Here is a 25,935-nt window from a genome sequence, read left to right as displayed (position 1 = left end):
TGGCGAAAACTGGAGGACTGGAGCGCCATCGGAGGGTTAGGTTTTGGTTTTGCCCTGGCTCTTGCTGATGATCGTCTCGACAATGTTTGCCGGTGCCTCGGCGTATTTGGTGAACTCCATCGTGTAGCTTGCGCGCCCTTGGGTCATCGAGCGCATTGAGGTGGCATAGCCGAACATCTCCCCCAGTGGTACTTCGGCGCGAATCACCTTACCTGCAGGCGTCTCGTCGCCGTCCTGGATCATGCCTCGGCGGCGGCTCAGGTCGCCCATGATGTCCCCCTGATACTCTTCGGGCGTAACCACCTCGACCTTCATCACCGGCTCCAGCAGCACCGCGCCGCCTTTCTGCGACAGCTGCTTGGTGGCCATCGACGCGGCGATCTTGTAGGCCATTTCGTTGGAGTCGACGTCGTGATAGGAACCGTCGAACACCGCGGCCTTGAGGTTGATCAGCGGGTAACCGGCAAGTACGCCGTTTTTCATTTGTTCTTCGATGCCTTTCTGGATTGCCGGGATGTACTCGCGCGGCACTACGCCGCCGACAATCTCGTTGACGAATTCCAGGCCCTCCTTGCCCTCATCGCCAGGCGCAAAGCGGATCCAGCAGTGGCCATATTGGCCGCGCCCGCCGGACTGGCGGACGAAGCGCCCCTCGATCTCGCAGGTGTTGCGGATTTTTTCGCGGTAGGCCACCTGCGGCTTGCCGATATTGGCTTCGACATTGAACTCGCGGCGCATGCGGTCGACGATGATGTCCAGGTGCAATTCGCCCATGCCGGAGATGATGGTCTGACCGGTTTCTTCATCCGTACGTACGCGAAACGATGGGTCCTCCTGGGCCAGCTTGCCCAGGGCGATACCCATTTTTTCCTGATCGGCCTTGGTCTTCGGTTCCACGGCCACGGAAATCACGGGGTCGGGGAAATCCATGCGTTCCAGGATGATCGGTTTGTCGATGTCGCACAGGGTGTCGCCGGTAGTCACATCCTTCATGCCGATCAGTGCGGCGATGTCGCCGGCGCACACGTCCTTGATTTCGGCGCGCTGGTTGGCGTGCATCTGTACCATGCGGCCGATGCGTTCCTTCTTGCCTTTGACCGAGTTGAGTACCGCGTTGCCTGAACTGAGCACACCGGAGTACACGCGGGCGAAGGTGAGGGTGCCAACAAAGGGGTCGGTGGCAATCTTGAAGGCCAATGCCGAAAATGGTTCCTTGTCGTCGGCGTGGCGCTCCAGGTGTTTTGCTTCGTCATCCGGGTCGGTGCCTTTGATCGCCGGGATTTCGGACGGGGCGGGCAGGTAGTCGATGACGGCATCGAGCATCAGCGGCACACCCTTGTTCTTGAACGATGAACCAAGGATGGTCGGCACGATTTCGTTGGCGATAGTACGCTGGCGCAGGGCAGCCTTGACCTCGTCGATGCTAAGTTCCTCGCCGTCGAGAAACTTCATGGTCAGCTCGTCATTGGCCTCGGCCGCCGCTTCGAGCATGCGCGCGCGCCATTCGTCGGCCAGCGCCTTGAGCTCGTCGGGGATCTCTTCTTCGCGATAACTCGTGCCATGGTCGTCATCGTTCCAGTAAATGGCCTTCATCTTCACCAGGTCGATCTGGCCAATGAAGTTCTCTTCACTGCCGATGGCGAGCTGTATCGGCACCGGGTGGTGCCCCAGGCGCTTGTCGATCTGTTTGACCACGCGCAGGAAGTCGGCGCCCTGGCGGTCCATCTTGTTGATGTAGGCCAGGCGTGGCACATGGTATTTGTTGGCCTGGCGCCAGACTGTCTCGGACTGCGGCTCTACCCCGTCAGCACCGCTGAAGACCACCACCGCACCATCGAGCACGCGCAACGAGCGTTCCACCTCGATGGTGAAGTCGACGTGGCCGGGGGTATCGATGATGTTGAAGCGGTACTTGTCGGGGAATTGCTTGGTCGAGCCTTGCCAGAAGGCCGTGGTCGCCGCCGAGGTGATGGTGATGCCGCGCTCCTGCTCCTGGGCCATCCAGTCCATGGTCGCGGCGCCATCGTGCACCTCGCCCATCTTGTGGTTGACCCCGGTGTAGAACAGGATCCGCTCGGTGGTCGTGGTCTTGCCGGCGTCCACGTGGGCGACGATGCCGATATTGCGGTACAGCTCGATGGGCGTTGTGCGGGCCATGGCGGACTACCTGCGAATGGGCGGATTCCACCACGTTAGCAGACCGGTGGAATCCTGCCGTGCCGCCGGGCCGTCAGTCGGCCTGGGCTTGCAGCATCCATTGGCCATCCACTTCACGGGCCAGGCCGCTGGCCGGCAGCAAGGCCAGCAGGCGCGCGTGCAGGGCGTCTTCGGTAAAGGTCTTGAGGGTGGTCAGGTCCAGCACGCCGATCAGGTTGAGGTCGGCTTTGGTGTAGGACAGCCAGGCCTTTTTCAACACCTGGCCGACGTCGCTGCCGGCGGTGCTGGCGAAGCGGCGGTGCCACTGGCGGCCCTCGAAGGTGAAGTCGTGCGCGTGGCTGTAGGTGCTTGGGTCGGCACCTTCAAGGCAGCGGTGGCAGCGGCACGGACCTTCGCCGAAGGCGTTGCGCAGGTAACTGTTGAAGTCCACGACAGGCTTGAGGGACAGGCGTTTGTCGACGTCGAACAGGTCGGCGATCAGGGGTTCTTCGGCGCTCACTCGGGATCCTCGTGTGGTGTGGCGTGCATCGGCGGGCACCCTAACAGATCGGGGCAGGCAGATCACCTTTTGCTGGCGATGAGGCCAGTAGAGACAACAGGGGCCGCCTGCCGTACTCTACGCGCCCATACGCCTACACACCCAATGAGGTAACCCCGCTTGAGCACCCAGTACCCGTACACCGCCACCGTGACCATCAGCGCCGAAGACCGTGGCGGAGATACCGAGGCCTCGGAAAACCCCAACATGCGCGTTGGCCTGGAGGCGGTGACCGAAACCCTGAAAAAGGTGCATTTCGTCGGTACGCTCGCGGCCCCAGAAAAAAGCGCCACGCATATCTGCGTGACCTTGGAAAACGGCCTGACCTACTACGGCCCGATCGTCAATGGCCACGCTGAGCTCGAAGGCGGCTGGATTGCCTTCGAGTCCGACATGCTCACCCCGCAAGAACTGGGTCTGTAAACCTCAGTTCAGCTCCGTCAGGCACTGCTCGAGGATATCCAGGCCTTCTTCGAGCACCTCGGCCTCGATGGTCAGGGGGGCCAGCAGGCGGATGATGTGCCGCGCTTTGCCGCTGGGCATCAGCAGCAGGCCCTTGGCCCGCGCCGCCTCCATCACCTTGGCCAGTTGCGCCGGTGCCGGGCTGCCGTCGGCATTGACGAACTCGATACCGCGCATGGCGCCCACGCCGGTCAGGCGGCCGATGTACGGGCTCAGGCCCGAGGACTTCCAGCGCTCGACACGGCTGACGATCGCCTGCTCCTGGCGCTCACCCCAGGTGGCGACGTTTTCGTCGGTCATCTGCGCCAGGCTGGCCAGGGCTGCCGCACAGGCAATCGGGTTGCCTGAATAGGTGCCACCCAGGCCGCCCTTGGGCAGCGATGCCATCAATTCCTTGCGCCCGACCACCGCACCCAGTGGCATGCCACCGGCAATGCTCTTGGCCAGCAGCAGCAGGTCGGGCTCGATGCCCAGGCGCGGGAAGGCGAAGCGCTGGCCGGTGCGGCCAAAGCCCGACTGGATCTCGTCGATGATGATCAGGATGCCGCGCTCGTCGCAGAAGCGGCGCAGGGCCTGGGCGAAGGCCGGGTCCAGGGCGAGGAAGCCGCCTTCGCCTTGTACCGGTTCGAAGATGAACGCTGCCACGTCTTCCACGGCCAGCTCGACGCTGAACAGGCGGTCCATGGCCTTGAGTGCCTGTTCGCAGGTCACCCCGGTGTCGGCGCTGGGGTAGGGCAGGTGGTACACCGGCCCGGGCAGTTCTCCGACCCGTTGCTTGTAAGGGGCGACTTTGCCGTTGAGGTTCAAGGTGGCCAGGGTGCGCCCATGGAAGCCACCGTCGAAGGCGATGATGGCGCGCTTGCCGGTAGCGCCGCGGGCCACTTTCAGGGCGTTTTCCGCTGCTTCCGCGCCGCTGTTGGTGAGCATGCCGGCCAGTGGGTAGCTGACGGGCACGAACTGGCTCAGCTGCTCCATCAACGCCAGGTACGGGCCGTGAGGTGCCGCGTTGAAGGCGTAGTGGGTCAGGCGGGTGGCCTGGGCCTGGATGGCCTCGACCACGGCCGGGTTGCAGTGGCCCAGGTTGAGTACACCGATACCGCCGACAAAGTCGATATAGCGTTTGCCGTCGGTGTCCCAGACTTCGGCATTGCGGCCATGGGAAAGTGTGATCGGGTGAACGATGGCGATGGATTGGCTGATACTTTCCTGGTTCATGGGCACGCGGGACCTTTGTTCGAGTTTCTTATTATCCAAGCGTGTCGGGGGGGTATTTCGCAAACGAATTATTCGATTGCGGTCATTCCCTGGATTCGTGATCTGGCCGGGATCGGTTGAATCAGTCCCCCTCAGCCACCCGTTCGCGAATCCACTGCACAAAAGCCCTGATCTTCGGCACTTCGGCCGCATGCTCGGCATGGGCAATGAAGTGCCGGCCATTGCTCGCCACCGGGTGGTCCCAAGCCACCACCAGCTTGCCCTCGCTCAGTTCTTCGGCCACCAGGTAGCGTGGTATCAGGGCAATGCCGCAGCCGGCAATGGCCGCCCGGATGCACAGGTAGAACGTGTCGAAGCGCGGCCCGTGGTAGCTGTTCTGGCTGTGCAGCCCCAGCCCCAGAAACCACTCATGCCAGGCTTCCGGCCGCGACACGCACTGCAGCAGGCGGTGCTCGGTCAGCGCCTGGGCGCTGTCGAATCGGTGATTGGCCAGCAGTTGCGGGCTGCAGACGGGCACCACTTCTTCGCTGAACAGCTCGATGCAGGTTGCACCAGGCCAGGTGCCCTGACCGAAGAAAAAGGCGATGTCGGCCTTGGCCTGTACCAGGTCGAACGGTTCCAACTCATTGCGTACATCCAGGTGAATGCGTGGGTAGCGGTCGCCAAAACCCTTGAGCTTGGGCACCAGCCAGCGCGCGCCGAAGGTGGGTTGGGTGGCGATGCGCAGCACTTCGGTTTCGTCGCCGTAGCTGAGGATGTAGCGGCTGGAGATGTCGATCTGGGTGAGGATCTTGTTCACTTCGGTGAGGTACAGCGCGCCGGCCGGGGTCAGGTGCAGGCGCCGTCGAATGCGCTGAAACAGCGAGTGCGAAAGCATGTCCTCAAGCTGCGCCACCTGCTTGCTGACAGCGCTCTGGGTCAGGTGCAGTTCCTGGGCCGCACGGGTGAAACTGAGGTGGCGGGCGGCCGCTTCGAAGCACTGAAGGGCGGTGGTCGAAGGCATCAGGCGTTTGGACATGACGGGCAAATACCGAGCAAAAAAGGATGAAGTTCATTCCAAAACGGAATCATGTGGTTCGAAAAGGTCGTTTGTTGACCCCGGCCTATAGATTAATACTGACCTGGATCAACGATTACAACCGGTCATGCGAAGAGGAGGTCAGTACCCGCTTCCGGCATCTGCAAAACAACAACAACGACAATCAGAAATTTATAAGAATTCTGCTCCGACCTTCAGCCGCTTTGCTGCGGCCGACCCATTCGAGGGTTCTTCATGGCTTCGCAAGACAACAAGAAACAGCGTTCCCTGCAACACGGCCTGACCTCCCGTCAGGTGTCCATGATCTCCATCGCCGGCATCATCGGCGCCGGCCTGTTCATCGGTTCTTCCAACGCCATCGCCACCGCCGGCCCGGCCATCCTCATTTCCTACGCCATGACCGGCTTGCTGGTCCTGCTGGTGATGCGCATGCTCGGCGAAATGGCCATCGCCAACCCCAACAGCGGCTCGTTCTCCACCTATGCCTCGGAGGCCATCGGCCCTTGGGCGGGCTTTACCATCGGCTGGTTGTACTGGTGGTTCTGGGTACTGATCATTCCGGTGGAAGCCATTGCCGGCGCTGACATCCTGCACGCCTACTTCCCTGGCGTGCCGTCCTGGCTGTTCGCCTTCCTGATCATGCTGGTGCTGTCGGGTACCAACCTGGTCAGCGTGAAGAACTTCGGTGCCTTCGAGTACTGGTTCGCGCTGGTCAAGGTGGTAGCGATCATCGGCTTCATCGGGGTGTGCACCTTGGCGGTGTTCGGCTTCTGGCCGCTGGCTGAAGTCTCTGGAGTCAGCCGGCTGTGGGACAACGGTGGTTTCATGCCCAATGGCTTCGGGACGGTGTTGGGGGGCGTACTGATCACCATCTTCTCGTTCTTCGGTGCCGAAATTGTCACCATCGCGGCTGACGAAACCGCCAACCCGAAAGACAAGATCCGCCGCGCCACCAACCTGGTGGTGTATCGCATCGCCATCTTCTACCTGGCGTCGATCTTCCTGGTGGTGTCCCTGGTGGCCTGGAACGACCCAGCGCTCAAAGCAGTCGGCTCGTTCCAGCGCGTGCTGGAAGTGCTGAACGTGCCGGGCGCCAAGCTGCTGGTCGATCTGGTGGTACTGGTGGCGGTGACCAGTTGCATGAACTCGGGGCTGTACACCGCGTCGCGCATGCTCTACTCGCTGGGTGCTCGTGGTCAGGCGCTGAGCGTGACCAAGCGCATTTCCGGTTCCGGCGTGCCGACAGTGGCGGTGATCTTCTCTACCCTGGCAGGCTTTGCCGGCTGCCTGGTCAACTATGTGTTCCCTGGCAAGGTGTTCGGCTTCCTGTTGTCCACCACGGGGGCCATCGCCCTGCTGGTGTACCTGGTGATTGCCGTATCGCAGCTGCGTATGCGTGCCCGTGCCGAACGTGAAGGGCGCCCGCTCGAGCTGAAGATGTGGCTGTTCCCGTGGCTGACCTGGCTGGTGATCGGCACCATCGTCATGGTGCTGGGCTACATGCTGTTCAGCGATGCCTACCGCTATGAAACGCTGATGACTGCGGGGGTGACCGCGTTCATCCTGCTGGTTTCGCTGACCCAGCGGCGTGCCAATGTGGTTGCCCAGACGGCCTGATGTTTCTGTTTTAATGGGGGCGTTGCGCGCCCCCATATCAATAAGCACAGGAAGCGTATGAACGACCAACCCCTTTCCCTTCAGGCCCTCGCGGCGCCGGAGGGTACCTGCTACGGCTGCGGCTGTTCCCACCCAAGCGGCCTGCACCTGCAAAGTCACTGGGACGCCGACGGCGTTCACCTGTTGTGCCGGCACTCGCCCGACAGCACCTTCATTGGCTGGCCCGGCCTGGTTTACGGTGGCCTGCTGGCGATGCTGGTCGACTGCCACTCCAACTGGACAGCCATGGCCTACCACTACCGCAACGAAGGCCGCGAGCCCGGCAGCCTGCCACGTATAGACTGCGTTACCGGCACACTTAACCTGACCTACCTGAAACCTACGCCGATGGGTGTCGAGTTGCTGCTCAAGGCGCGTGTGGAGGGCGAAGTGGGTCGCAAGAGCCGGGTTATCTGCGAAGTTTGGGCTGGCGACGTGCTGACCGTGAGTGCCGACTCGGTGTTCGTGCGTGTGGATACCGAAAAACTCAAGCTCAAGGCCCATGGCCAGGCCTGAGTTGCCCGCGCTGATGAGTGGTCGGTGATGGTCACCGGCCGGGGATGTCTCTAGAGTGACAGGTTCATCCCCCAGGCAAGGTTGATCATGACCGATCTCAGTGCTTTCCCCATTACCCGCAAGTGGCCCGCCAAACACCCTGAACGCCTGCAGCTGTACTCGCTGCCGACGCCCAATGGCGTCAAGGTGTCGATCATGCTCGAGGAAATCGGCCTGGCCTATGAGCCGCACAAGGTCAGCTTCGACAACGATGACCAGTTGAGTGCCGAGTTCATCTCACTCAGTGCCAACAACAAGATCCCTGCCATCCTCGACCCCAACGGGCCGGGCGGCCAGCCGCTGCCGCTGTTCGAGTCGGGGGCGATTCTGCAGTACCTGGCAGAGAAGAGCGGCCAGTTGCTCAGCCAGGACCCGGCCCAGCGTTACCAGACCCTGCAGTGGCTGATGTTCCAGATGGGCGGCATCGGGCCGATGTTTGGCCAGGTCGGTTTCTTTCACTTCTTTGCTGGCAAGGAATATGAAGACAAGCGCCCGCGTGACCGCTATGTCAACGAGTCCAAGCGCCTGCTGGGTGTGCTGGATCGGCACTTGAAAGGGCGGGAGTGGATGGTTGACGAATACAGCATCGCCGACATCGCCATTTTCCCGTGGGTGCGTAACCTGGTGGAACGTTACAACGCCCGGGAGTTGGTCGGTTTTGATCAGTTCAAGGACGTGCAGCGGGTGCTGGCCGCGTTCCTCGAGCGGCCGGCGGTGCAGCGCGGCCTGAAAATCCCCGCCTGATCACCCCGCTGGCTAGAAGATCTGGTTCAGCAGCCAGTACAGGCTCCCTGCCAACAGCATTGCCGCTGGCAGGGTCAGCACCCAGGCCATCAGCAGATTGATCAGCGTGCGCTTCTGAAGCCCCGAGCCATTGGCAACCATGGTCCCGGCTACCCCCGAACTCAGCACATGGGTGGTCGAAACCGGCAGCCCGAACATGTCCGCTGCGCCAATGGTGCACATAGCCACCACTTCGGCCGAAGCCCCTTGGGCATAGCTGAGGTGGGTCTTGCCGATCTTCTCGCCAACCGTGACCACAATGCGCCGCCAGCCCACCATGGTCCCCAGCCCCAGCGCGATGGCCACGGCCACCTTCACCCACAGCGGGATGTAGCGAGTGGCGTCGTCCAACTGGGTCTTGAACAGCTGCACATGGTTGCGGGTGTCGGCATCGAATGCCACCAGCCGGTTTTTCTCCATGAGGCGGATGGCTTCACTGGTCAGGTACATGTCGTTGCGCACGTTGGCCATGGCTTCGGCGGGGACGCGCTTGAGCGAACCGTAGCCTTTGACCTGTTCGCCGATCATCCCGGTGAGTGCGGCCAATGCCGGGACCAGTTGCGGGCTGGCCTTGGGTTCGGCAATGAACAGGGTGAGTACCTGGCGTGGGTCGGCCGGGGCCGCATGCGGGTCGCTGCGCAGCAAGGCCTGGCGGGTTACTTCGGCGACGGCAGAAAACTGCAGGGCCTGCTCATTGGGCATGGTCTTGTTCAGCGCGTAAGCCATCGGCAGGGTGCCCACCAGAATCAGCATGATCAGGCCCATGCCTTTCTGGCCGTCGTTGGAGCCGTGGGCGAACGATACCCCGGTGCAGGTCAGGATCAGCACCCCGCGGATCCACCAAGGCGGAGGGGTGCGGCCTTCTGGCGCCTGGTACAGCTCTTTGCGTTTGACCAGCGCGCGCAGGGCCAACAGCAGGAGGGCAGCGCAGGCAAAACCGATCAGCGGCGAAAACAGCAAGGCATACCCCACCTTGCTGGCCTGGGCCCAGTCCACCCCGCTGGTGCCGTCGCGCCCATGCATCAGTGCATTGGCCACGCCCACGCCGATGATCGAGCCGATCAGGGTGTGCGAGGACGACGCCGGCAGGCCCAACCACCAGGTGCCAAGGTTCCAGATGATCGCCGCCAGTAGCAGGGCGAAGACCATGGCGAAGCCGGCTGACGAGCCAACCTGCAAAATCAGTTCTACTGGCAGCAGGGCGATGATGCCGAACGCCACCGCGCCGCTGGAAAGCAGCACCCCCAGGAAGTTGCACAGCCCGGACCATACCACCGCTATCGGTGCCGGCAACGAATGGGTGTATATCACCGTGGCTACCGCGTTGGCGGTGTCGTGGAAGCCGTTGACGAACTCGAAGCCCAAGGCAATCACCAGCGCCAGGCCCAGGAGCAGGAAGGGTGTGACCGTGGTGATAACCGTGCCGCTGGCGGTTACATCCTGCTTGAGGCTCCAAGCGGTGTAGGCGATGCCTGCCAGCAACAGGCCGAAGAACAGCACCAAGGTGGCACGCCCGGGCTTGTGGGCGAGCTGCGGGCGGGAATCGCGTTGGGCCAGTTGCGGCTGGCTGGCCACTGACGGGGTTGCCATGAGGGCTCCGGTTGGCGTGGGCGAAGTTGCCAAAGGCCTTGAGCATAGAAACAATTGGCGAGTCGGCCGTGACCTCGATCAATGAATTATCTAGGCTCAAGACGGACGGTAATGGCAGGAGCAACCCATGATTCGCTGCAAGCGTGTCTACGATGCGGTCGCGGATGAAGATGGCCAGCGCGTGCTGGTCGACCGCCTGTGGCCGCGCAACAAACGCAAGGAAGACCTGCACGGGGAGTGGTTGCGCGAGGTGGCACCCTCGGCAGAGTTGCGCAAGGCATTTCATCAGGGTGAGATCGATTTTGCCGGTTTTACCCAGCGCTACCAGCAACAGCTGGCGGCCCACCCCGAGCACTGGTATCCGCTACTGGACATGGCTGGCAAGGGTACGCTGACATTGCTTTTTGCCGGCAAGGACACCGAGCACAACAATGCCCGAGTGCTGGCCGAGTGGCTGGAAGACGAACTGGACCGGCGTGGGCCTGGTAGTTCGCCAGTCTGTTATGCCCGATGAGCGATAAGCGATGCCCTTACAGTTAACCCCCGCCGACGACACCCACTGCACCTTCGCCCGTGACCTCACTCGCCGGGCCATGTTGCCGTACTACCGCGAATACGACCTGCTGTGGATCGAAGAGGCCTTCGACGAAGCCTGGGGCTGGCGTGAACAGTGGCTGGTGACCGAAGGTAGCACCCTGCTGGGTTTTTGCAGCCTCAGCCAGGACCGACAGGCGCTGTTCATCCGCGAGTTGCACCTGTTGCCCGAGCACCGTGGGCGTGGGGTCGGTGGCTGGGTGTTGGAACAGCTGGCGCTGTGGGCCAGGCAACGGCGCCTTGCGCTACTGCGGCTGATGGTGTTTCGCAGCAACCCGGCCCGCTTGCTGTACCAGCGCCACGGCTTCGTCGAAATGGGGGCGGACGATTGCTTCGTACGTATGCAGCGGGTAATCGGCTAATAGCTAAGTGATGGCTTGTCGCGACTGCAGAGCAGGGGCATAGTGGATCCACACGTTTACGGCTGCCTGCAGGTGGGTAGGCCGTGCATGACGGCGATCAGGGAAGAGGAGAAGCCCTATGAATGGAATCGGTCCACGGCTGCGGGAAGAGCGTGAACGGCTGGGCATGACCCAGCGCGTATTTGGCGATATCGGCGGGGTCGAGCCCAATGCCCAGGGTAAGTACGAAAGCGGTGAGCGCACGCCGCGGGTCGACTACCTGGCGGCACTGGCGGCCAGGGGTGTGGACGCGCTGTACGTGCTCAGCGGCCTGCGTACCCCGGCACCGCTGCAAGGCTTGAGCACCGACGAGTCGGGTTTGCTGGGGGCTTTTCGACAATTATCGCTGGACGATCAGGCGGCGCTCTGGCATCTGTTGGGGCGGTTGGCCGACAACGCCAAGCCTAGGCAAACAGTGAGGCCGCTTACCGTTGAACGTCAGGCTTTTCTGAAGGAAGTAATGCGCTAGGCCCACCGGGAAAAATTTTGTTAAGGTGGCGGGATCCAATCGCCCTGTTTACGAGGTGTGTGCTTGATTAGGGTCTTAGTGGTCGATGATCACGATCTGGTACGAACCGGTATTACCCGCATGCTGGCCGACATCGATGGCTTGCAGGTGGTGGGTGAGGGGGATTCAGGCGAGTCGGCACTCAAGCTGGCCAGAGAGCTGAAGCCGGACGTGGTGCTGATGGACGTGAAAATGCCAGGCATCGGCGGGCTGGAAGCCACCCGCAAGCTGCTGCGCAGCCACCCGGACATCAAGGTGGTGGCGGTGACGGTGTGCGAGGAAGACCCGTTCCCCACACGTTTGCTGCAGGCCGGCGCTGCTGGCTACCTGACCAAGGGCGCAGGCCTCGATGAAATGGTTCAGGCCATTCGCCTGGCTTTTGCCGGCCAGCGTTACATCAGCCCGCAGATTGCCCAGCAGCTGGCGCTGAAACCGTTCCAGCCACAGGGCTCGCCGTTCGACACATTGTCCGAACGGGAAATCCAGATTGCCCTGATGATCGTCGGCTGCCAAAAGGTGCAGATCATCTCTGACAAGTTGTGCCTCTCGCCCAAGACCGTCAATACTTACCGTTATCGGATCTTTGAAAAACTCTCGGTCACCAGCGACGTCGAACTGACCTTGCTGGCCGTTCGCCACGGTATGGTTGACGCAAGCCTGTAACCCCCCATGTCCCAAGATTTTGATGCCAGCGCATTCCTGGCGACCTGCAGTGGTCGCCCAGGCGTTTACCGGATGTTCGACGGCGAGGCCCGGCTGCTTTACGTGGGCAAGGCCAAGAACCTGAAAAAGCGTCTGGCCAGCTATTTTCGCAAGACCGGCCTGGCGCCCAAGACTGCCGCCTTGGTCGCGCGTATCGCCCAGGTCGAAACCACCATCACCGCCAACGAAACCGAGGCGTTGCTGCTGGAGCAGAACCTGATCAAGGAATGGCGGCCGCCCTACAACATTCTGCTGCGCGACGATAAATCCTACCCCTACGTGTTCCTGTCCGACGGTGAGTTCCCACGATTGGGCATTCACCGTGGGGCGAAAAAAGCCAAGGGCCGCTACTTCGGCCCTTACCCCAGCGCCGGGGCGATCCGCGAAAGCCTCAGCCTGCTGCAAAAGGCCTTTTCCGTGCGCCAGTGCGAAGACAGCTACTACGCCAACCGCACCCGGCCATGCCTGCAGTACCAGATAAAGCGCTGCAAAGGGCCTTGTACCGACCTGGTGAGCGCTGAGGAATACGCCGAGGACGTGCGCCATTCGGTGATGTTCCTGGAGGGCCGTAGCCAGCAACTGGGCAACGAATTGAATGCCGAAATGGAAAAGGCCGCCATGGCCCTCAATTTCGAAAAAGCCGCCGAACTTCGTGACCAGATCGCGCTGCTGCGCCGCGTGCAGGACCAGCAGTACATCGAAGGCGGCAACGGCGATGTCGACGTGATCGCGGCCTTCGTCAACCCAGGTGGTGCCTGTGTGCACTTGATCAGCGTGCGTGGCGGACGAGTGCTGGGTAGCAAGAACTTCTTCCCGCAGGTGGGCATCGAAGAGGAAGTGGCCGAGGTCATGGCCGCCTTCCTTTCCCAGTACTACCTGGGCAACGCAGAGCGCGAATTGCCAGGCGAGTTGATCGTCAACGTTGTTCACGAAGACTTCGACGCCATTACCGAGGCACTGCACACACTGCGTGGCCGCGAGCTGACCATCAGCCACCGGGTGCGTGGCACCCGCGCCCGCTGGCAGCAGCTGGCGGTGACCAATGCCGAGCAGGCGCTGAATGCCCGCCTGGCCAACCGTCAGCACATGGCGGCACGTTTCGAAGCCCTGGCTGAAGTGCTGGGCCTGGACGAAGTGCCACAACGCCTGGAATGCTACGACATCAGCCACTCCAGTGGCGAAGCCACTGTGGCCAGTTGCGTGGTGTTCGGCCCCGAAGGCCCGCTGAAATCCGATTACCGGCGCTTCAATATCGAAGGCGTCACGGCGGGTGACGACTACGCCGCCATGCACCAGGCCCTGACCCGTCGCTACGGGCGTATCAAGGACGGCGAGGGCAAACTGCCAGACGTGCTGCTGGTGGACGGCGGCAAAGGCCAGCTGAACATGGCCCGCGACGTGATGCAGGAGCTGGGCTTTACCGACCTGACCCTGCTCGGTGTGGCCAAGGGCGTAACGCGCAAGGCGGGTTTCGAAACCCTGTACCTGAACGACGTGCACCACGAATTCACCCTCAAAGGCGATTCCTCGGCGTTGCACCTGATCCAGCAGATCCGCGACGAAGCCCACCGTTTTGCCATCACCGGCCACCGCGCCCGCCGTGGCAAGGCCCGTCGGGTGTCCAGCCTTGAAGATGTAGCCGGGGTAGGGCCGAAGCGTCGCCGCGACCTGCTGAAACATTTCGGCGGCCTGCAAGAGCTCAACCGCGCCAGTATCGATGAAATAGCCAAAGCGCCCGGCATCAGTAAAAAGCTTGCCGAATCAATTTATGCCAGCCTGCATAGCGAGTAGAATGCCGGGCTCAACTTGCAGCCAGTCGTACCGATGAATATTCCAAACCTGCTCACCGTTCTACGCGTCCTGCTCATCCCGATCTTCATTCTGCTGTTCTATGTGCCTTATCACTGGAGCTATATGGCCGCCAGCAGTGTGTTCGCCGTCGCCGCCGCCACCGACTGGCTGGACGGCTACCTGGCGCGTCGCCTGCAGCAGAGCACGCCGTTCGGTGCCTTCCTGGACCCTGTGGCCGACAAGCTGATGGTGGCGGTGGCCTTGGTGCTGCTGGTGCAAACCCACGCCAACTTCTGGCTGACCCTGCCTGCGGCAGTGATCATCGGTCGCGAAATCGTGGTGTCGGCACTGCGCGAGTGGATGGCCGAGCTGGGCGCACGGGCACATGTGGCGGTGTCCAACCTTGGCAAGTGGAAGACGGCGGCGCAGATGCTCGCCCTGGTGATTCTGTTGGCCAACCCGCCGGCAGTGACCTTCTGGGTGATCCTGGGCTACGGCCTGCTGCTGGTGGCGGCGGGGCTGACGCTGTGGTCGATGGTGCATTACCTGCTGGCTGCCTGGCCGCACCTGCGCGAAGGCTCGGAACAAAAATAAAACTTTTTTGAATCAAGGGGTTGACGCTGTTTTAGAAATCGCTAGAATGGCTCCCATCACGACGCGGGAATAGCTCAGTTGGTAGAGCACGACCTTGCCAAGGTCGGGGTCGCGAGTTCGAGTCTCGTTTCCCGCTCCAAATTCGATCCTCAGTGCGTCGCTGGGATCAAAAAGAAGAGGCCTTAATGGCCTCTTTTTTTTTGGGGATTTTTTACCTATGGCTGGGTTGGCGGCTGCTTACCCGGCAATTTCAGCACTGGTTAGATCAAGCGCCGCTTCAGAGCCCCAGGCGTGCGCTGGGTTACACCCACAACGCCAGCAGCGCGGCAGCCAGGGCAGGGGGCATTACCAATAGCCCCAGGCGTAAAAAGTGCCAGGCCCCCACGTGCTCTCCTTCACGGCGGATCGCGACCAACCATAGCAGCGTGGCCAGCGATCCGGTAATCGACAGATTCGGGCCCAGGTCCACGCCGATCAGCAAAGCCGCGGTAGTTTGCTGCGGCAACTCGACGACCGACCCCATGGCCCCGGCAATCAGCCCGGTCGGCAGGTTGTTCATCAGGTTGCTGGCAATAGCAACCCCTGTGCCCGCTACCCAACTGGCTGTGTTCGGCGAGCCCTCGGCGAGCGCCGCCAGCGCATGGGCAAGACGCACCACCAGGCCGGTTTGGGCGACCGCTTCGACCAGCACGAACAAGCCTGCTACAAGTGGCAGCACGCCCCACGCGACATGGCGCAACACTGGCGTCGGGCTGCGCCGCTGGCGCAGGTGGATCAGGGCGGTGGTCGCTACCCCCGCGCAGAATGTCGGCAGCCCCAGCGCCTGGTCCAGCGCCGAGGCGCCCAGCAGCAAGACCGCGGTGAAGGCGATACCCACTGCGCACAACCGTGCGCCCGCGCTCAGTGGCAGGGTTTGAACGTTCAAGGCCAGCGGCTGGCGGATCTGTCGGCGCTGGGACAGGCGCAGGGCCACGTAGGTCAGGGCAATTGCCGCCAGTGATGGCAGGCTGAACTGTCTTAACCAGTCCAGTAGCGGCGGCATCTGGCTGCCAAATACCACGAGGTTGGCCGGGTTCGAGATGGGCAGCACGAAGCTGGCGGCGTTGGCGATGAAGGCGCAGATGAACAGGTACGGCAAAGGCTCGGCCTTGGCGGCCTTGCACGCCGCGTAGACTGCCGGGGTCAGCACCACCGCCGTGGCATCGTTGGACAAAAATACAGTGACCAGCGTGCCCACCAGGAACACCAGGTCGAACAGCCGTTGCCCCGAGCCTTGCGCGTGCTGGACGGCATAGTGGGCCAGCCAGTCGAACAGGCCTTCCTGGCGAGCAAGCTCGGCCAGCACCATCATGCCGATCAGGAACAGGTAGACGTCGCTGCCTTCGGCCACCGCAGCCAGCGCGCTGTGCGGCGTGATCAGGCCAAGAGCGGTCAGCAGCAGTGCGCCGCCCATGGCCCAGGCGTACTCCGGAATACGCCAGGGGCGCAGGATGACGCCGCAAGTGGCGAGGGCGGCTACGACCCAGATGATCGATGCGTTTTCGCTGACAGGCATGGAGGGGCGGTTTCCGGGAGGGATCGCGAAACAGGGGCGTGATCGGCAGCTGTCTTACGCGCCGGTTTCAACCCAATTGCAAGCGGTTGCGGCCGCTCCTTGACAATGTACAGTAGCCTGCTGGGCGTATGCGAGCAGTGTTTGGGCGGCTGAAGCGAGGATCAGGCCCAGAAGCCGAACAGTACCAGGGCTGTAACGCCAAGCCCCACCGCAATCGAGCAACCACCCAGCGACAGCGCAGCCCGGCCTTGCCGATACCAGCCGTCGTGGCCCAGTTGTCGTGCCGGTGCCAGCAGGCTGCGCCAGCGTAGCTCTGTCTCATGAAACGCTTGCAAGTTAGCCGGGTCCGCATCCAGCCAGCGGCGGAAGTCGATCCGCTCGCACGCTGTCACTTGTGGGCTCTGCAAGCGTACATACCATTGCCCGGCAACACTCGCCAGTACATCCCGGCGCGAGCGGCCCACCTGCAGCGCTTGGTCCATGTTCCGTTCAATGCTTGCCAGTGGTAGATCAAGGCGGGTAGCGATCGTGGCAAAGTCCAGCTGGTCAAGGCGGTTGAGCAGGAACACTTGCTGCACGCGCCGTGGCAGCCGTTTCAGGGCATGTAGAAGGGCATCGTCGGCATTGTGTTCGGCGGCAGCGGTTGGGTGTTCAAGGGGCAGCAGCAGACGGGTCATGGACAGCTCCTTGCTCTATAAAGGGGAGGGGTGGGGGCATCTTCCCTGATGCGTGATCAGCGTAGGTGAAACGAGATTGATTCTCAAGTGCTGATTCCGCAAAGTTTTGTAATGAGCGTTCACGCCCTGAAACACCTTTGCTATCATGCGCGCCATCACGATCTTCATTAGCCTGAAGAGCCAAAAAAAAGACCCGGCAAAAAGCCGGGTCAAAAACCGTGATTAGCCTGATGAGGAGATAATCTGAGAGCGACCTAAGCTCCAGGTTATCCAGCAGATCTCGCGATCAGCTGAGTGCAATAATAATCGTTATCATTTGCCAGTCAAATGAATTTTCGCTAATTCGGTAAAAAAGTTTTACCGATGCGCTTCCTTGTCCCGGCAATCGGGGCATTTGCCGTTCCAGGCCATCACGTTTTCTCCCTTCTTCATTACTTGAAAACCGGTTCTCCGGCGCCTTTGTGCTCCAGCAGTGCGCGCGCCATGTCCATCATGTGCATCAGGGCGAAGGTCAGCTCGCGCTGGCTACCGTGCTGGTGGCTTGCGGTTTCCTGGGCGGTTGCAGCGGCGCAACGCAGCAGGGCGATGGCATGCTGCTGGGCCTGGTCGTTGGTTACGCCTTCGTGCAGCGTCCAGATCTTGTTGTCCAGGCTGGGCCGTGGCGGGTTCGGGTTGAGGTAGTAATCGAGAGCGCGGCGGGCCGCTTCGCTGTCGAGATCTGTTTCGTCGTTTTTCGGTGGTTTCATCGCGATACCTTCTGATTTCCCTTCAAACACACTGGAAATACAGGATAGGTCAATCTGTACTGTTAGGTACCAGATAAATAATTCAGATTGTGTATTGCTGTGGGTAATACAGTCCGTATTGTTGCCGCTCATGGAAAACTGGAACGCATTTCTCAAGCGCTACAAGCGCGAACATAACCTCAGCCAGCTCAAGCTGGCTGAACGCCTGGGCATGACTCAGGGCGGCGTGGGGCATTGGCTGCGCGGCACGCGGCGGCCGACGGTGGAAACCATCAACGAAAAGCTCGAGAAACTCGGCCTGGTGTTTTTGGAAGCACAAGTCATGGTGGTAGAGCGCAACATCGTGCGCGAAGCCCCTGGGCGTTATGCAGTCGAGCAGCCGGTGTCGGGCGAAGCGCTGCTTTATGCAAGCTTTCGCTTCCCGGTGTTGGCTTGGTCCGACTTGCAGGGGCCTTTGCCTGAAACAGCCAAGTCCAACGAGCAGACCGATTACATGCCAGCAGGTAATGCGTTCTGGCTGTTGGTTGAAAACGACTCGATGAATGCAGCCAGCGGCAAGAGTGTTCCTGAGGGCATGCGCGTATTGGTGGATACTGGCCTGCCGGTAGAGCCCGGCAGGCTGGTGATTGCGCGCCAGCCGGGGCGGCCTGCTGTGTTGCGGCAGTTGGTCGAAGAGGGTGGCGACAAGATGCTCAAGCCGCTGAATACGCGCTATCCGACAATCCTGTGTGAAGAGGGATGCGAGTTTATCGGTGTGGTCGTGCGGGTGCATGGCGCCTTCTAGAATGCCGGGGCCGCAAAGCGGCCCCCGTACCCTTATTCCACCAGTTCGACCAGCACCGTCCCTTCGCTGACCATATCGCCTTCTTGGCAGAACAATGCCTTCACTGTGCCTGAATGCGGCGCACGAATGCTGTGCTCCATTTTCATGGCCTCCAGCACCACCAGCGCGGTGCCTGCTTCCACCACCTGTCCCGGTTCCACCAGCACCCGCACGATGCTGCCGTTCATGGGCGCACCCAGCCCGCCCTGATGACTGTGGCTGGCTTCCGCCTGCGCGATCGGGTCGAAGGCTTCGATGGCATGCATCTCGCCATCCCACTGCAGATACAGCGTGCCACCCCGGCGGATGGCCAGGTGCTGACGACGTACGCCGTCCTGTTCATGCAGCAGTTGTTCGCCCGTTAGCTGCCAGGTAGACGCAGCACTGCGTTCCAAGGCAACCGCCTGATCCTGCCCGCCGCTCACCAGATGCAGGCTGCTACGCGCTGGCAGGCCCAAGCGCAGGCCGTTGCACTCACCCCACGGCGAATGGCAGTCGTCATCGCGGTGATGGCCGGCCTGGCCTTGCAGCCATGCCTCGGCCGCCGCCTCCCAGAAACCTGCTGGCATTGCCTGTGGTGCCGGCAGCAAAACCGCCTGGTGGCGCGGAATGAAGCCGGTATCCAGCTCCGCCGCCGCAAACGCCGGGTGGGCCAGGATGCGGCGCAGGAAGGCGATGTTGGTCTTCAGCCCGCCAATGGCGAACTCGTCGAGCATGGCCAGCAAGCGCAGGCGCGCCTGCTCGCGGTCTTCGCCCCAGGCGATCAGCTTGCCCAGCATCGGGTCGTAGAACGGCGACACCACATCGCCTTCGCTGACCCCGCTGTCCACCCGCCGGCCCTCGCCTGGCGCCGACTCCCGATACAACATCAGCTTGCCGGTTGCGGGCAAGAATTCGTTGGCCGGGTCCTCGGCATACAGGCGCACCTCGATGGCATGGCCGATCAGCGGCACCTGCTCCTGGGTGATCGGCAGGGCTTCGCCGCAGGCCACGCGAATTTGCCAGGCCACCAGGTCCAGGCCGGTAATGGCTTCGGTGACCGGGTGCTCCACCTGCAGGCGCGTGTTCATCTCCATGAAGAAGAACTCGCCACGGGCGTCGAGCAGAAACTCCACGGTGCCGGCGCCCACATAGCCGATGGCTTGTGCCGCGCGCACTGCGGCTTCGCCCATGGCACGGCGCAGTTCTGGCGAGAGGCCGGGGGCGGGAGCTTCTTCGACCACTTTCTGGTGGCGGCGCTGGATCGAGCAGTCACGCTCGTTGAGGTACAGGCAGTTGCCGTGTTGGTCGGCGAATACCTGGATCTCTACGTGGCGCGGTTTGAGCACGTATTTTTCCACCAGCATGCGCGAGTCGCCGAACGACGATTGCGCCTCACGCTGGGCCGAGGCCAGGGCGTCGGCCAGCTGGCTTTCTTCCTCGACCACCTTCATGCCCTTGCCACCGCCACCGGCGCTGGCCTTGAGCAGCACTGGGTAGCCGATGCGTTCGGCGGCGGCGCGGAAGGTGTCCAGGTCCTGGGCTTCACCGTGGTAGCCCGGCACCAGCGGCACGCCGGCAGCCTCCATCAACGCCTTGGCCGCCGATTTGCTGCCCATGGCGTCGATGGCGCTGGCCGGTGGGCCGAGGAAAATCAGCCCGGCTTGTTCGATGGCCCGGGCAAAACCTGCGTTCTCGGACAGGAAGCCATAACCTGGGTGGATGGCCTGGGCTCCGCTGGCCTTGGCCGCGGCCAGCAGTTTGTCGACCTGCAGGTAGCTTTCGGCAGCCTTGGTGCCGCCGAGGTCGACGCGGATGTCGGCTTCGCGGCTGTGCCGGGCGTCACGGTCGGTGGCGCTGTGCACGGCCACGGTGGTCAGGCCCATGGCCTTGGCGGTGCGCATCACCCGGCAGGCGATTTCGCCGCGGTTGGCGACCAGCAGGGTGGTCAAAACGGGGCGGCTCATGGGCGCGGCTCCTTCTTGTCATCGGTTTGCCAGGCGGGGCGGCGTTTTTCCAGGAAGGCGCGCAGGCCCTCCTGGCCTTCGGCGCTGACGCGGATACGGGCGATGGTGTTTTCGCAGTAACGGCGCAGGGCCGGGCTGAGTTCGCCATCGTCCACTTCGCGCAGCAGGTCCTTGGTGGCGCGCAACGCTTGTGGGCTGTTCTGCAGCAGGTTGTTCACCCAGGCTTCGACGTGGGCGTCCAGCTCGCTGGCTGGATACACCTCGGCCAGCAGGCCCAGCTCGCGGGCGCGCACGCCGCTGAAGCGCTCTGCGGTGAGCGCATAGCGGCGCGCGGCACGCTCGCCAATGGCCTTGACCACGAACGGGCTGATCACTGCCGGGGCCAGGCCGATGCGTACTTCCGACAGGCACAGCTGGGCGTCTTCGGCGCCGATGGCCATGTCACAGCAACTGATCAAACCCAGCGCGCCGCCAAAGGCTGCACCTTGCACCACCGCCAGGGTAGGGGCCTTGAGGCGGTGCAGGGCGTACATCAGCTCGCCCAGTTCGTGGGCATCATCCAGGTTGGTATTGAAGTCCAGCTGCGCCGATTGCTGCATCCAGGCCAGGTCGGCGCCGGCGCTGAAGTGCCGGCCGCGGCCGCGCAGCAGCACGAAGCGCAGGCTGGCGTCTTCGGCCAACTGGTCGATGGCCACGATCAGCTCGCGGATCATCTGCGCGTTGAAGGCGTTGTTCTTGTCCTCGCGGCTCAGCCACAGGGTGGCGAAACCGCGCGGGTCGCGGGTCACTTCGAGGGTGCTGAAGTCGCTCATGGGTCACATCCGGAAAATGCCGAAGCGGCTCTGTTCGATCGGCGCGTTCAGCGCGGCAGACAACGCCAGGCCGAGCACGTCGCGGGTCTGTGCCGGGTCGATGACACCGTCGTCCCACAGGCGGGCGCTGGAGTAGTAGGGGTGGCCTTGATGCTCGTACTGGTCGAGGATCGGCTGCTTGAGCCTGGCTTCATCCTCGGCGCTGAACGGCTGGCCGCTGCGTTCGCTTTGCTCGCGCTTGACCTGGGCCAGAACCCCGGCGGCTTGTTCGGCGCCCATCACGCCGATCCGTGCGTTGGGCCACATCCACAGGAAGCGCGGGTCGTAGGCGCGGCCGCACATGCCGTAGTTGCCGGCGCCGAAGCTGCCACCGATGATTACCGTGAATTTCGGCACCTGGGCACACGCCACGGCGGTAACCAGCTTGGCGCCGTGCTTGGCGATGCCGCCTTCTTCGTACTTTTTGCCGACCATGAAGCCGGTGATGTTCTGCAGGAACAGCAGTGGGATACCGCGCTGGCAGGCCAGCTCGATGAAGTGCGCACCCTTTTGCGCCGCTTCGGCGAACAGAATGCCGTTGTTGGCCAGGATCGCTACCGGGTAACCGTGCAGGTGGGCGAAGCCGCACACCAGCGTAGTGCCGAACAGGGCCTTGAACTCATCGAAAACCGAGCCATCGACCAGCCGCGCAATCACTTCGCGCACGTCGAACGGTTGCTTGGCATCCGCTGGCACCACGCCATACAGTTCATCGGCGGCGTACAGCGGCGCCACCGGTGCCAGGCGTTGCAGCTTGCCCAGCTTGTGCCAGTTGAGGTTGGCCACGCTGCGCCGGGCAATGGCCAGGGCGTGCTCGTCATTGTCGGCATAATGGTCGGCCACGCCGCTGGTACGGCAATGCACATCGGCGCCACCCAGGTCTTCGGCGCTGACCACTTCACCGGTTGCGGCTTTCACCAAGGGCGGGCCAGCCAGGAAGATGGTTGCCTGCTGGCGCACCATGATCGCTTCGTCGGCCATGGCCGGTACGTAGGCGCCGCCAGCGGTGCACGACCCCATCACCACGGCAATCTGTGGAATACCTTGCGCGCTCATGTTGGCCTGGTTGAAGAAAATCCGCCCGAAATGCTCGCGGTCGGGGAACACTTCGTCCTGGCGTGGCAGGTTGGCGCCGCCCGAGTCCACCAGGTAGATGCACGGCAGGCGGTTTTGCAGCGCGATGGTTTGCGCGCGCAGGTGCTTCTTCACCGTCAGTGGGTAGTAGGAACCGCCCTTTACCGTGGCGTCATTGGCCACGATCATGCATTCCACGCCTTCGACGCGGCCGATGCCGGCAATCACGCCCGCAGCCGGCACGTCTTCGCCGTACACCTCATGGGCGGCCAGCTGGCCGATCTCGAGGAATGGCGAGCCAGGGTCCAGCAGGCGGTCGATACGCTCGCGCGGCAGCAGTTTACCGCGCGAGGTATGCCGTTCCTGGGCCTTGGGGCCGCCGCCCTGGGCGACCTGGGCGAGCAGGCCGCGCAGGGCCTGGACCTGTTCGAGCATCGCCGCACTGTTGCCGGCGAATTCCGCCGAACGTGGGTTGATCTGGGTGTGCAAGGTAGCCATGTGCGCCCGTCCCTTTATGCTCAGCGGGTTTCGTTGAACAGTTCGCGGCCGATCAGCATCCGGCGAATTTCGCTGGTGCCAGCGCCGATTTCGTACAGCTTGGCGTCGCGCAGCAGGCGGCCAGCCGGGAATTCGTTGATATAGCCGTTGCCACCGAGAATCTGGATCGCCTCCAGGGCCATTTGCGTGGCGCGTTCGGCGGTGTACAGGATGACGCCGGCAGCGTCCTTGCGGGTGGTCTCGCCACGGTCGCAAGCCTGGGCCACGGCATACAGGTAGGCGCGGCTGGCATTGAGCTGGGTGTACATGTCGGCGATCTTGCCCTGGATCAGCTGGAACTCGCCGATGCTCTGGCCGAACTGCTTGCGGTCATGAATGTAGGGCACCACCAGGTCCATGCAGCTTTGCATGATGCCGGTCGGGCCGCCGGACAGCACCACACGCTCGTAGTCCAGGCCACTCATCAGCACGCGCACGCCGCCATTGAGTTGGCCCAGGATGTTTTCTGCCGGCACTTGCACGTCGTCGAAGAACAGCTCGCAGGTGTTGGAGCCACGCATGCCAAGCTTGTCGAACTTGTTGCTGCGGCTGAAGCCTTTCCAGTCACGCTCGACGATGAAGGCGGTGATGCCGTGCGCGCCCTTGTCCAGGTCGGTCTTGGCGTAGATCACGTAGGTGTTGGCGTCGGGGCCGTTGGTGATCCAGGTCTTGCTGCCGTTGAGCACGTAGTGGTCGCCGCGCTTTTCCGCACGCAGTTTCATCGACACCACATCGGAGCCGGCATTGGGCTCGCTCATGGCCAAGGCGCCGATGTGCTCGCCGCTGATCAGCTTGGGCAAGTACTTGAGCTTCTGCTCGTGGGTACCGTTGCGGTTGATCTGGTTGACGCACAGGTTGGAGTGGGCGCCATAGGACAGTGCCACCGAGGCCGAGCCACGGCTGATTTCTTCCATCGAGACCACATGGGCCAGGTAGCCCAGGCCAGCGCCACCGTATTCTTCCGGGACGGTGATCCCCAGCAGGCCCATGTCACCGAACTTGCGCCACATGTCGGCGGGGAACAGGTTGTCGTGGTCGATTTGAGCGGCGCGCGGGGCCAGTTCGGCGGCGACGAAGGTACGCACCTGGTCGCGGAGCATGTCGATGGTCTCGCCCAGGGCGAAGTTCAGGGAGGGGTAATGCATGCTGGGGCACCTTCTTGTTCTTGAAATGGGGTTACACCGTAGCGTCAGGGCAATCCGCCGGCCCTGCGAAACCCGGTGTCGTTCATCACCTTTACGTTAACGTAAACCTGCGTGCGATCACTGTCAATCCACTCATCACCTTTACGTAAACGTAAATCTGCGCCAGAGTATTCCCGCTTGCTTCAGCCGTGCCCAGAACAACCACAAGAAGGGACACCCATGAGTCAACCGAGTTATACCCGCGGTCGCCAGGACCAAGCCTTGCTGACCCAGACCATCGGCCAGGCCTTCGATGCCACCGTGGCCCGCTGTGCCGACAGCGAGGCGCTGGTTTCGCGCCATCAAGGCCTGCGCTACAGCTGGCGGCAGTTGGCCGCACAGGTCGAAAACCATGCACGCGCGCTCATGGCCCTGGGCGTGAACACCGGCGAGCGTGTCGGTATCTGGTCGCCCAACTGCGCGCAATGGTGCATTTTGCAACTGGCCAGCGCCAAGGTCGGGGCCATCCTGGTCAACATCAACCCTGCCTATCGCGTGGGCGAGTTGGAATACGTGTTGCGCCAGTCCAGCTGTCGCTGGCTGGTGTGTGCCGATGCCTTCAAGACGTCTGATTACCATGCCATGGTTCAGGAACTGGTGCCTGAATTGGCCAGCGCCAAGCCAGGTGAACTGGCCAGTGAGCGCCTGCCAGCGTTGCGCGGTGTGATCAGCCTGGCCGCCAACCCGCCTGCCGGCTTCCTGCCCTGGCACGCATTGCCCGAGTGGGCAGGGCAGACCTCGCCAGAGGCCTGCAGCGCTCGCCAGCAAAGCCTGCAGTTCGACCAGCCGGTGAACATCCAGTACACCTCCGGCACCACCGGCGCGCCCAAGGGTGCCACCCTCAGTCACTACAACATCCTCAACAACGGTTTCATGGTCGGCGAAAGCCTGGGGCTGACCGAGCGCGACCGTATGGTGATCCCGGTGCCGCTGTACCACTGCTTCGGCATGGTCATGGCCAACCTCGGTTGCATCACACACGGCAGCACCATGATCTACCCCAACGACGCCTTCGACGCCGAGCTTACCCTGCGCGCCGTGGCCGAGGAGCGCGCCAGCATCCTCTATGGCGTGCCGACCATGTTCATCGCCATGCTCGACCACCCGTCGCGTGCGCAGATGGACCTGTCGACCCTGCGCAGTGGCATCATGGCCGGTGCCACCTGCCCGATCGAGGTGATGCGCCGGGTCATCGACCAGATGCACATGGCCGAAGTGCAGATTGCCTACGGCATGACCGAAACCAGCCCGGTGTCGCTGCAGACCGGCCCGGACGACGACCTGGAACTGCGCGTGACCACCGTCGGCCGCACCCAGCCGCAGCTGGAAAACAAGCTGGTGGACGCCGACGGCTGCATCGTCCCGCGCGGTGAGATCGGTGAACTGTGCACCCGTGGCTACAGCGTGATGCTCGGCTACTGGGACAACCCCCAGGCCACGGCGGACGCCATCGACCCGGCGGGCTGGATGCATTCGGGCGACCTGGCGGTGATGGATGAACATGGGCACGTGCGCATCGTCGGGCGCAACAAGGACATGATCATTCGTGGCGGTGAGAACATTTACCCGCGTGAGCTGGAAGAGTTCTTCTATACCCACCCGGCGGTGGCCGATGCGCAGGTGATCGGCATTCCGTGCAGCCGCTATGGTGAAGAAATCGTGGCCTGGATCAAGCTGCACCCAGGACACAGCGCCACGGTCGAGGAACTGCAGGGTTGGTGCAAGGCACGCATCGCCCACTTCAAGGTGCCTCGGCATATTCGTTTTGTTGAGGAATACCCGATGACGGTGACCGGCAAGGTGCAGAAGTTCCGCATGCGGGAGATTAGTGTGGCGGAAATCTCGGCGGTATCTGCGGGTTGATGGGTTGGGTCAACCGGCCCTTTCGCGGGTAAACCCGCTCTCACAGTACGGCGCCACTTGCAAGGTTGGCGCAATCCCTGTGGAAGCGGGTTTA

General features: G+C 62.5%; 24 protein-coding genes and 1 tRNA gene. 13 read left to right on the top strand and 12 right to left on the bottom strand.

The genetic code is table 11. The features are described from left to right. Positions 1–36 precede the first annotated feature (36 nt). A complete protein-coding gene (fusA, locus tag APH35_RS14795; RefSeq protein ID WP_060515035.1) occupies positions 37–2,157 on the bottom strand; it encodes an elongation factor G in 2,121 nt (706 codons plus the stop codon). Between the two features lie 73 nt (positions 2,158–2,230). Further along, complete coding sequence (locus APH35_RS14790; RefSeq protein ID WP_012273285.1) at positions 2,231–2,656, bottom strand: hypothetical protein; 426 nt, start codon at positions 2,654–2,656, stop codon at positions 2,231–2,233. A 159-nt stretch (positions 2,657–2,815) separates the two neighbouring features. Here APH35_RS14790 and APH35_RS14785 point away from each other — a divergent pair, with 159 nt between their 5' ends. Further along, positions 2,816–3,118 (top strand): hypothetical protein, encoded by a 303-nt coding sequence (locus APH35_RS14785; protein WP_012273284.1) that lies wholly within the window; start codon positions 2,816–2,818, stop codon positions 3,116–3,118. A gap of 3 nt (positions 3,119–3,121) precedes the next feature. Here APH35_RS14785 and APH35_RS14780 read toward each other — a convergent pair whose 3' ends face one another. Next, positions 3,122–4,372, bottom strand: a complete 1,251-nt coding sequence (locus APH35_RS14780; protein WP_060492892.1) for a 2-aminoadipate transaminase — start codon at positions 4,370–4,372, stop codon at positions 3,122–3,124. Positions 4,373–4,493: 121 nt separating this feature from the next. Next, the gene (locus APH35_RS14775; RefSeq protein WP_012273282.1) at positions 4,494–5,390 is read right to left on the bottom strand and encodes a LysR substrate-binding domain-containing protein; all 897 of its coding nucleotides are present in this window, start codon (positions 5,388–5,390) and stop codon (positions 4,494–4,496) included. 255 nt (positions 5,391–5,645) lie between these two features. Here APH35_RS14775 and APH35_RS14770 point away from each other — a divergent pair, with 255 nt between their 5' ends. The 3 genes from APH35_RS14770 to APH35_RS14760 all read left to right on the top strand — a co-directional run bounded on the left by APH35_RS14770 (position 5,646) and on the right by APH35_RS14760 (position 8,366). Beyond that, complete coding sequence (locus tag APH35_RS14770; RefSeq protein WP_012273281.1) at positions 5,646–7,028, top strand: amino acid permease; 1,383 nt, start codon at positions 5,646–5,648, stop codon at positions 7,026–7,028. Between the two features lie 57 nt (positions 7,029–7,085). After that, complete coding sequence (locus tag APH35_RS14765; protein ID WP_012273280.1) at positions 7,086–7,583, top strand: PaaI family thioesterase; 498 nt, start codon at positions 7,086–7,088, stop codon at positions 7,581–7,583. Positions 7,584–7,670: 87 nt separating this feature from the next. Continuing rightward, complete coding sequence (locus APH35_RS14760) at positions 7,671–8,366, top strand: glutathione S-transferase N-terminal domain-containing protein (RefSeq protein WP_060492891.1); 696 nt, start codon at positions 7,671–7,673, stop codon at positions 8,364–8,366. 12 nt (positions 8,367–8,378) lie between these two features. Here the strand turns inward: APH35_RS14760 and APH35_RS14755 are convergent, their stop codons facing one another. Beyond that, positions 8,379–9,995 carry an inorganic phosphate transporter gene (locus tag APH35_RS14755; protein ID WP_012273278.1) on the bottom strand — a complete coding sequence of 539 codons (1,617 nt, stop codon included), beginning with the start codon at positions 9,993–9,995 and terminating at the stop codon, positions 8,379–8,381. Positions 9,996–10,122: 127 nt separating this feature from the next. Here APH35_RS14755 and APH35_RS14750 point away from each other — a divergent pair, with 127 nt between their 5' ends. The 7 genes from APH35_RS14750 (at position 10,123) to APH35_RS14720 (ending at position 14,724) form a co-directional block, all read left to right on the top strand. Continuing rightward, positions 10,123–10,509, top strand: a complete 387-nt coding sequence (locus APH35_RS14750; protein ID WP_012273277.1) for a DUF488 domain-containing protein — start codon at positions 10,123–10,125, stop codon at positions 10,507–10,509. A gap of 10 nt (positions 10,510–10,519) precedes the next feature. Next, positions 10,520–10,951, top strand: coding sequence for a GNAT family N-acetyltransferase (locus APH35_RS14745; RefSeq protein ID WP_012273276.1), 432 nt, complete (start codon positions 10,520–10,522; stop codon positions 10,949–10,951). 118 nt (positions 10,952–11,069) lie between these two features. Next, positions 11,070–11,459: a helix-turn-helix domain-containing protein gene (locus tag APH35_RS14740; RefSeq protein ID WP_012273275.1), complete on the top strand. Its 390-nt coding sequence runs from the start codon at positions 11,070–11,072 to the stop codon at positions 11,457–11,459. 63 nt (positions 11,460–11,522) lie between these two features. Beyond that, the gene (gacA, locus tag APH35_RS14735; RefSeq protein WP_023047491.1) at positions 11,523–12,161 is read left to right on the top strand and encodes a response regulator transcription factor GacA; all 639 of its coding nucleotides are present in this window, start codon (positions 11,523–11,525) and stop codon (positions 12,159–12,161) included. A gap of 6 nt (positions 12,162–12,167) precedes the next feature. Continuing rightward, entirely contained in the window at positions 12,168–13,991 is a 1,824-nt protein-coding gene (gene uvrC, locus APH35_RS14730) for an excinuclease ABC subunit UvrC (RefSeq protein WP_041166546.1), read from the top strand. A 33-nt stretch (positions 13,992–14,024) separates the two neighbouring features. After that, positions 14,025–14,585, top strand: a complete 561-nt coding sequence (gene pgsA, locus APH35_RS14725) for a CDP-diacylglycerol--glycerol-3-phosphate 3-phosphatidyltransferase (protein WP_060492890.1) — start codon at positions 14,025–14,027, stop codon at positions 14,583–14,585. 63 nt (positions 14,586–14,648) lie between these two features. Beyond that, positions 14,649–14,724, top strand: a tRNA-Gly gene (locus APH35_RS14720). A gap of 162 nt (positions 14,725–14,886) precedes the next feature. Here the strand turns inward: APH35_RS14720 and APH35_RS14715 are convergent. The 3 genes from APH35_RS14715 to APH35_RS14705 form a co-directional block, all read right to left on the bottom strand. After that, the gene (locus APH35_RS14715; protein ID WP_060515034.1) at positions 14,887–16,140 is read right to left on the bottom strand and encodes an arsenic transporter; all 1,254 of its coding nucleotides are present in this window, start codon (positions 16,138–16,140) and stop codon (positions 14,887–14,889) included. 161 nt (positions 16,141–16,301) lie between these two features. After that, positions 16,302–16,817: a DUF4880 domain-containing protein gene (locus tag APH35_RS14710; RefSeq protein WP_060494513.1), complete on the bottom strand. Its 516-nt coding sequence runs from the start codon at positions 16,815–16,817 to the stop codon at positions 16,302–16,304. Positions 16,818–17,248: 431 nt separating this feature from the next. Then, complete coding sequence (locus tag APH35_RS14705) at positions 17,249–17,563, bottom strand: DUF6124 family protein (protein ID WP_012273269.1); 315 nt, start codon at positions 17,561–17,563, stop codon at positions 17,249–17,251. A gap of 130 nt (positions 17,564–17,693) precedes the next feature. On the opposite strand from APH35_RS14705, the gene APH35_RS14700 reads away from it, so the two are divergent. After that, positions 17,694–18,347 (top strand): LexA family protein, encoded by a 654-nt coding sequence (locus APH35_RS14700; protein WP_012273268.1) that lies wholly within the window; start codon positions 17,694–17,696, stop codon positions 18,345–18,347. A 32-nt stretch (positions 18,348–18,379) separates the two neighbouring features. Here APH35_RS14700 and APH35_RS14695 read toward each other — a convergent pair whose 3' ends face one another. From APH35_RS14695 to APH35_RS14680, 4 genes are read right to left on the bottom strand one after another with little or no spacing between them, the layout of a single operon-like run. Continuing rightward, positions 18,380–20,332, bottom strand: a complete 1,953-nt coding sequence (locus APH35_RS14695; protein ID WP_060515033.1) for an acetyl/propionyl/methylcrotonyl-CoA carboxylase subunit alpha — start codon at positions 20,330–20,332, stop codon at positions 18,380–18,382. Then, entirely contained in the window at positions 20,329–21,144 is an 816-nt protein-coding gene (locus tag APH35_RS14690) for a gamma-carboxygeranoyl-CoA hydratase (RefSeq protein ID WP_012273266.1), read from the bottom strand. The genes APH35_RS14695 and APH35_RS14690 overlap by 4 nt, the downstream gene beginning before the upstream one ends. Before the next feature lie 3 nt (positions 21,145–21,147). After that, positions 21,148–22,755: a carboxyl transferase domain-containing protein gene (locus tag APH35_RS14685; protein ID WP_012273265.1), complete on the bottom strand. Its 1,608-nt coding sequence runs from the start codon at positions 22,753–22,755 to the stop codon at positions 21,148–21,150. A gap of 20 nt (positions 22,756–22,775) precedes the next feature. Then, entirely contained in the window at positions 22,776–23,939 is a 1,164-nt protein-coding gene (locus APH35_RS14680; protein ID WP_012273264.1) for an isovaleryl-CoA dehydrogenase, read from the bottom strand. A gap of 219 nt (positions 23,940–24,158) precedes the next feature. Between APH35_RS14680 and APH35_RS14675 the strand changes: the two genes are divergently transcribed. Then, positions 24,159–25,841, top strand: coding sequence for an AMP-binding protein (locus tag APH35_RS14675; protein WP_012273263.1), 1,683 nt, complete (start codon positions 24,159–24,161; stop codon positions 25,839–25,841). Positions 25,842–25,935 lie beyond the last annotated feature (94 nt).

Source organism: Pseudomonas sp. NBRC 111132 (assembly GCF_001320565.1).
Lineage (GTDB): Bacteria > Pseudomonadota > Gammaproteobacteria > Pseudomonadales > Pseudomonadaceae > Aquipseudomonas > Aquipseudomonas putida_P.
The sequence above is the reverse complement of the archived record's forward strand: the minus strand, read 5'-3'. Positions and strand labels throughout refer to the sequence as shown.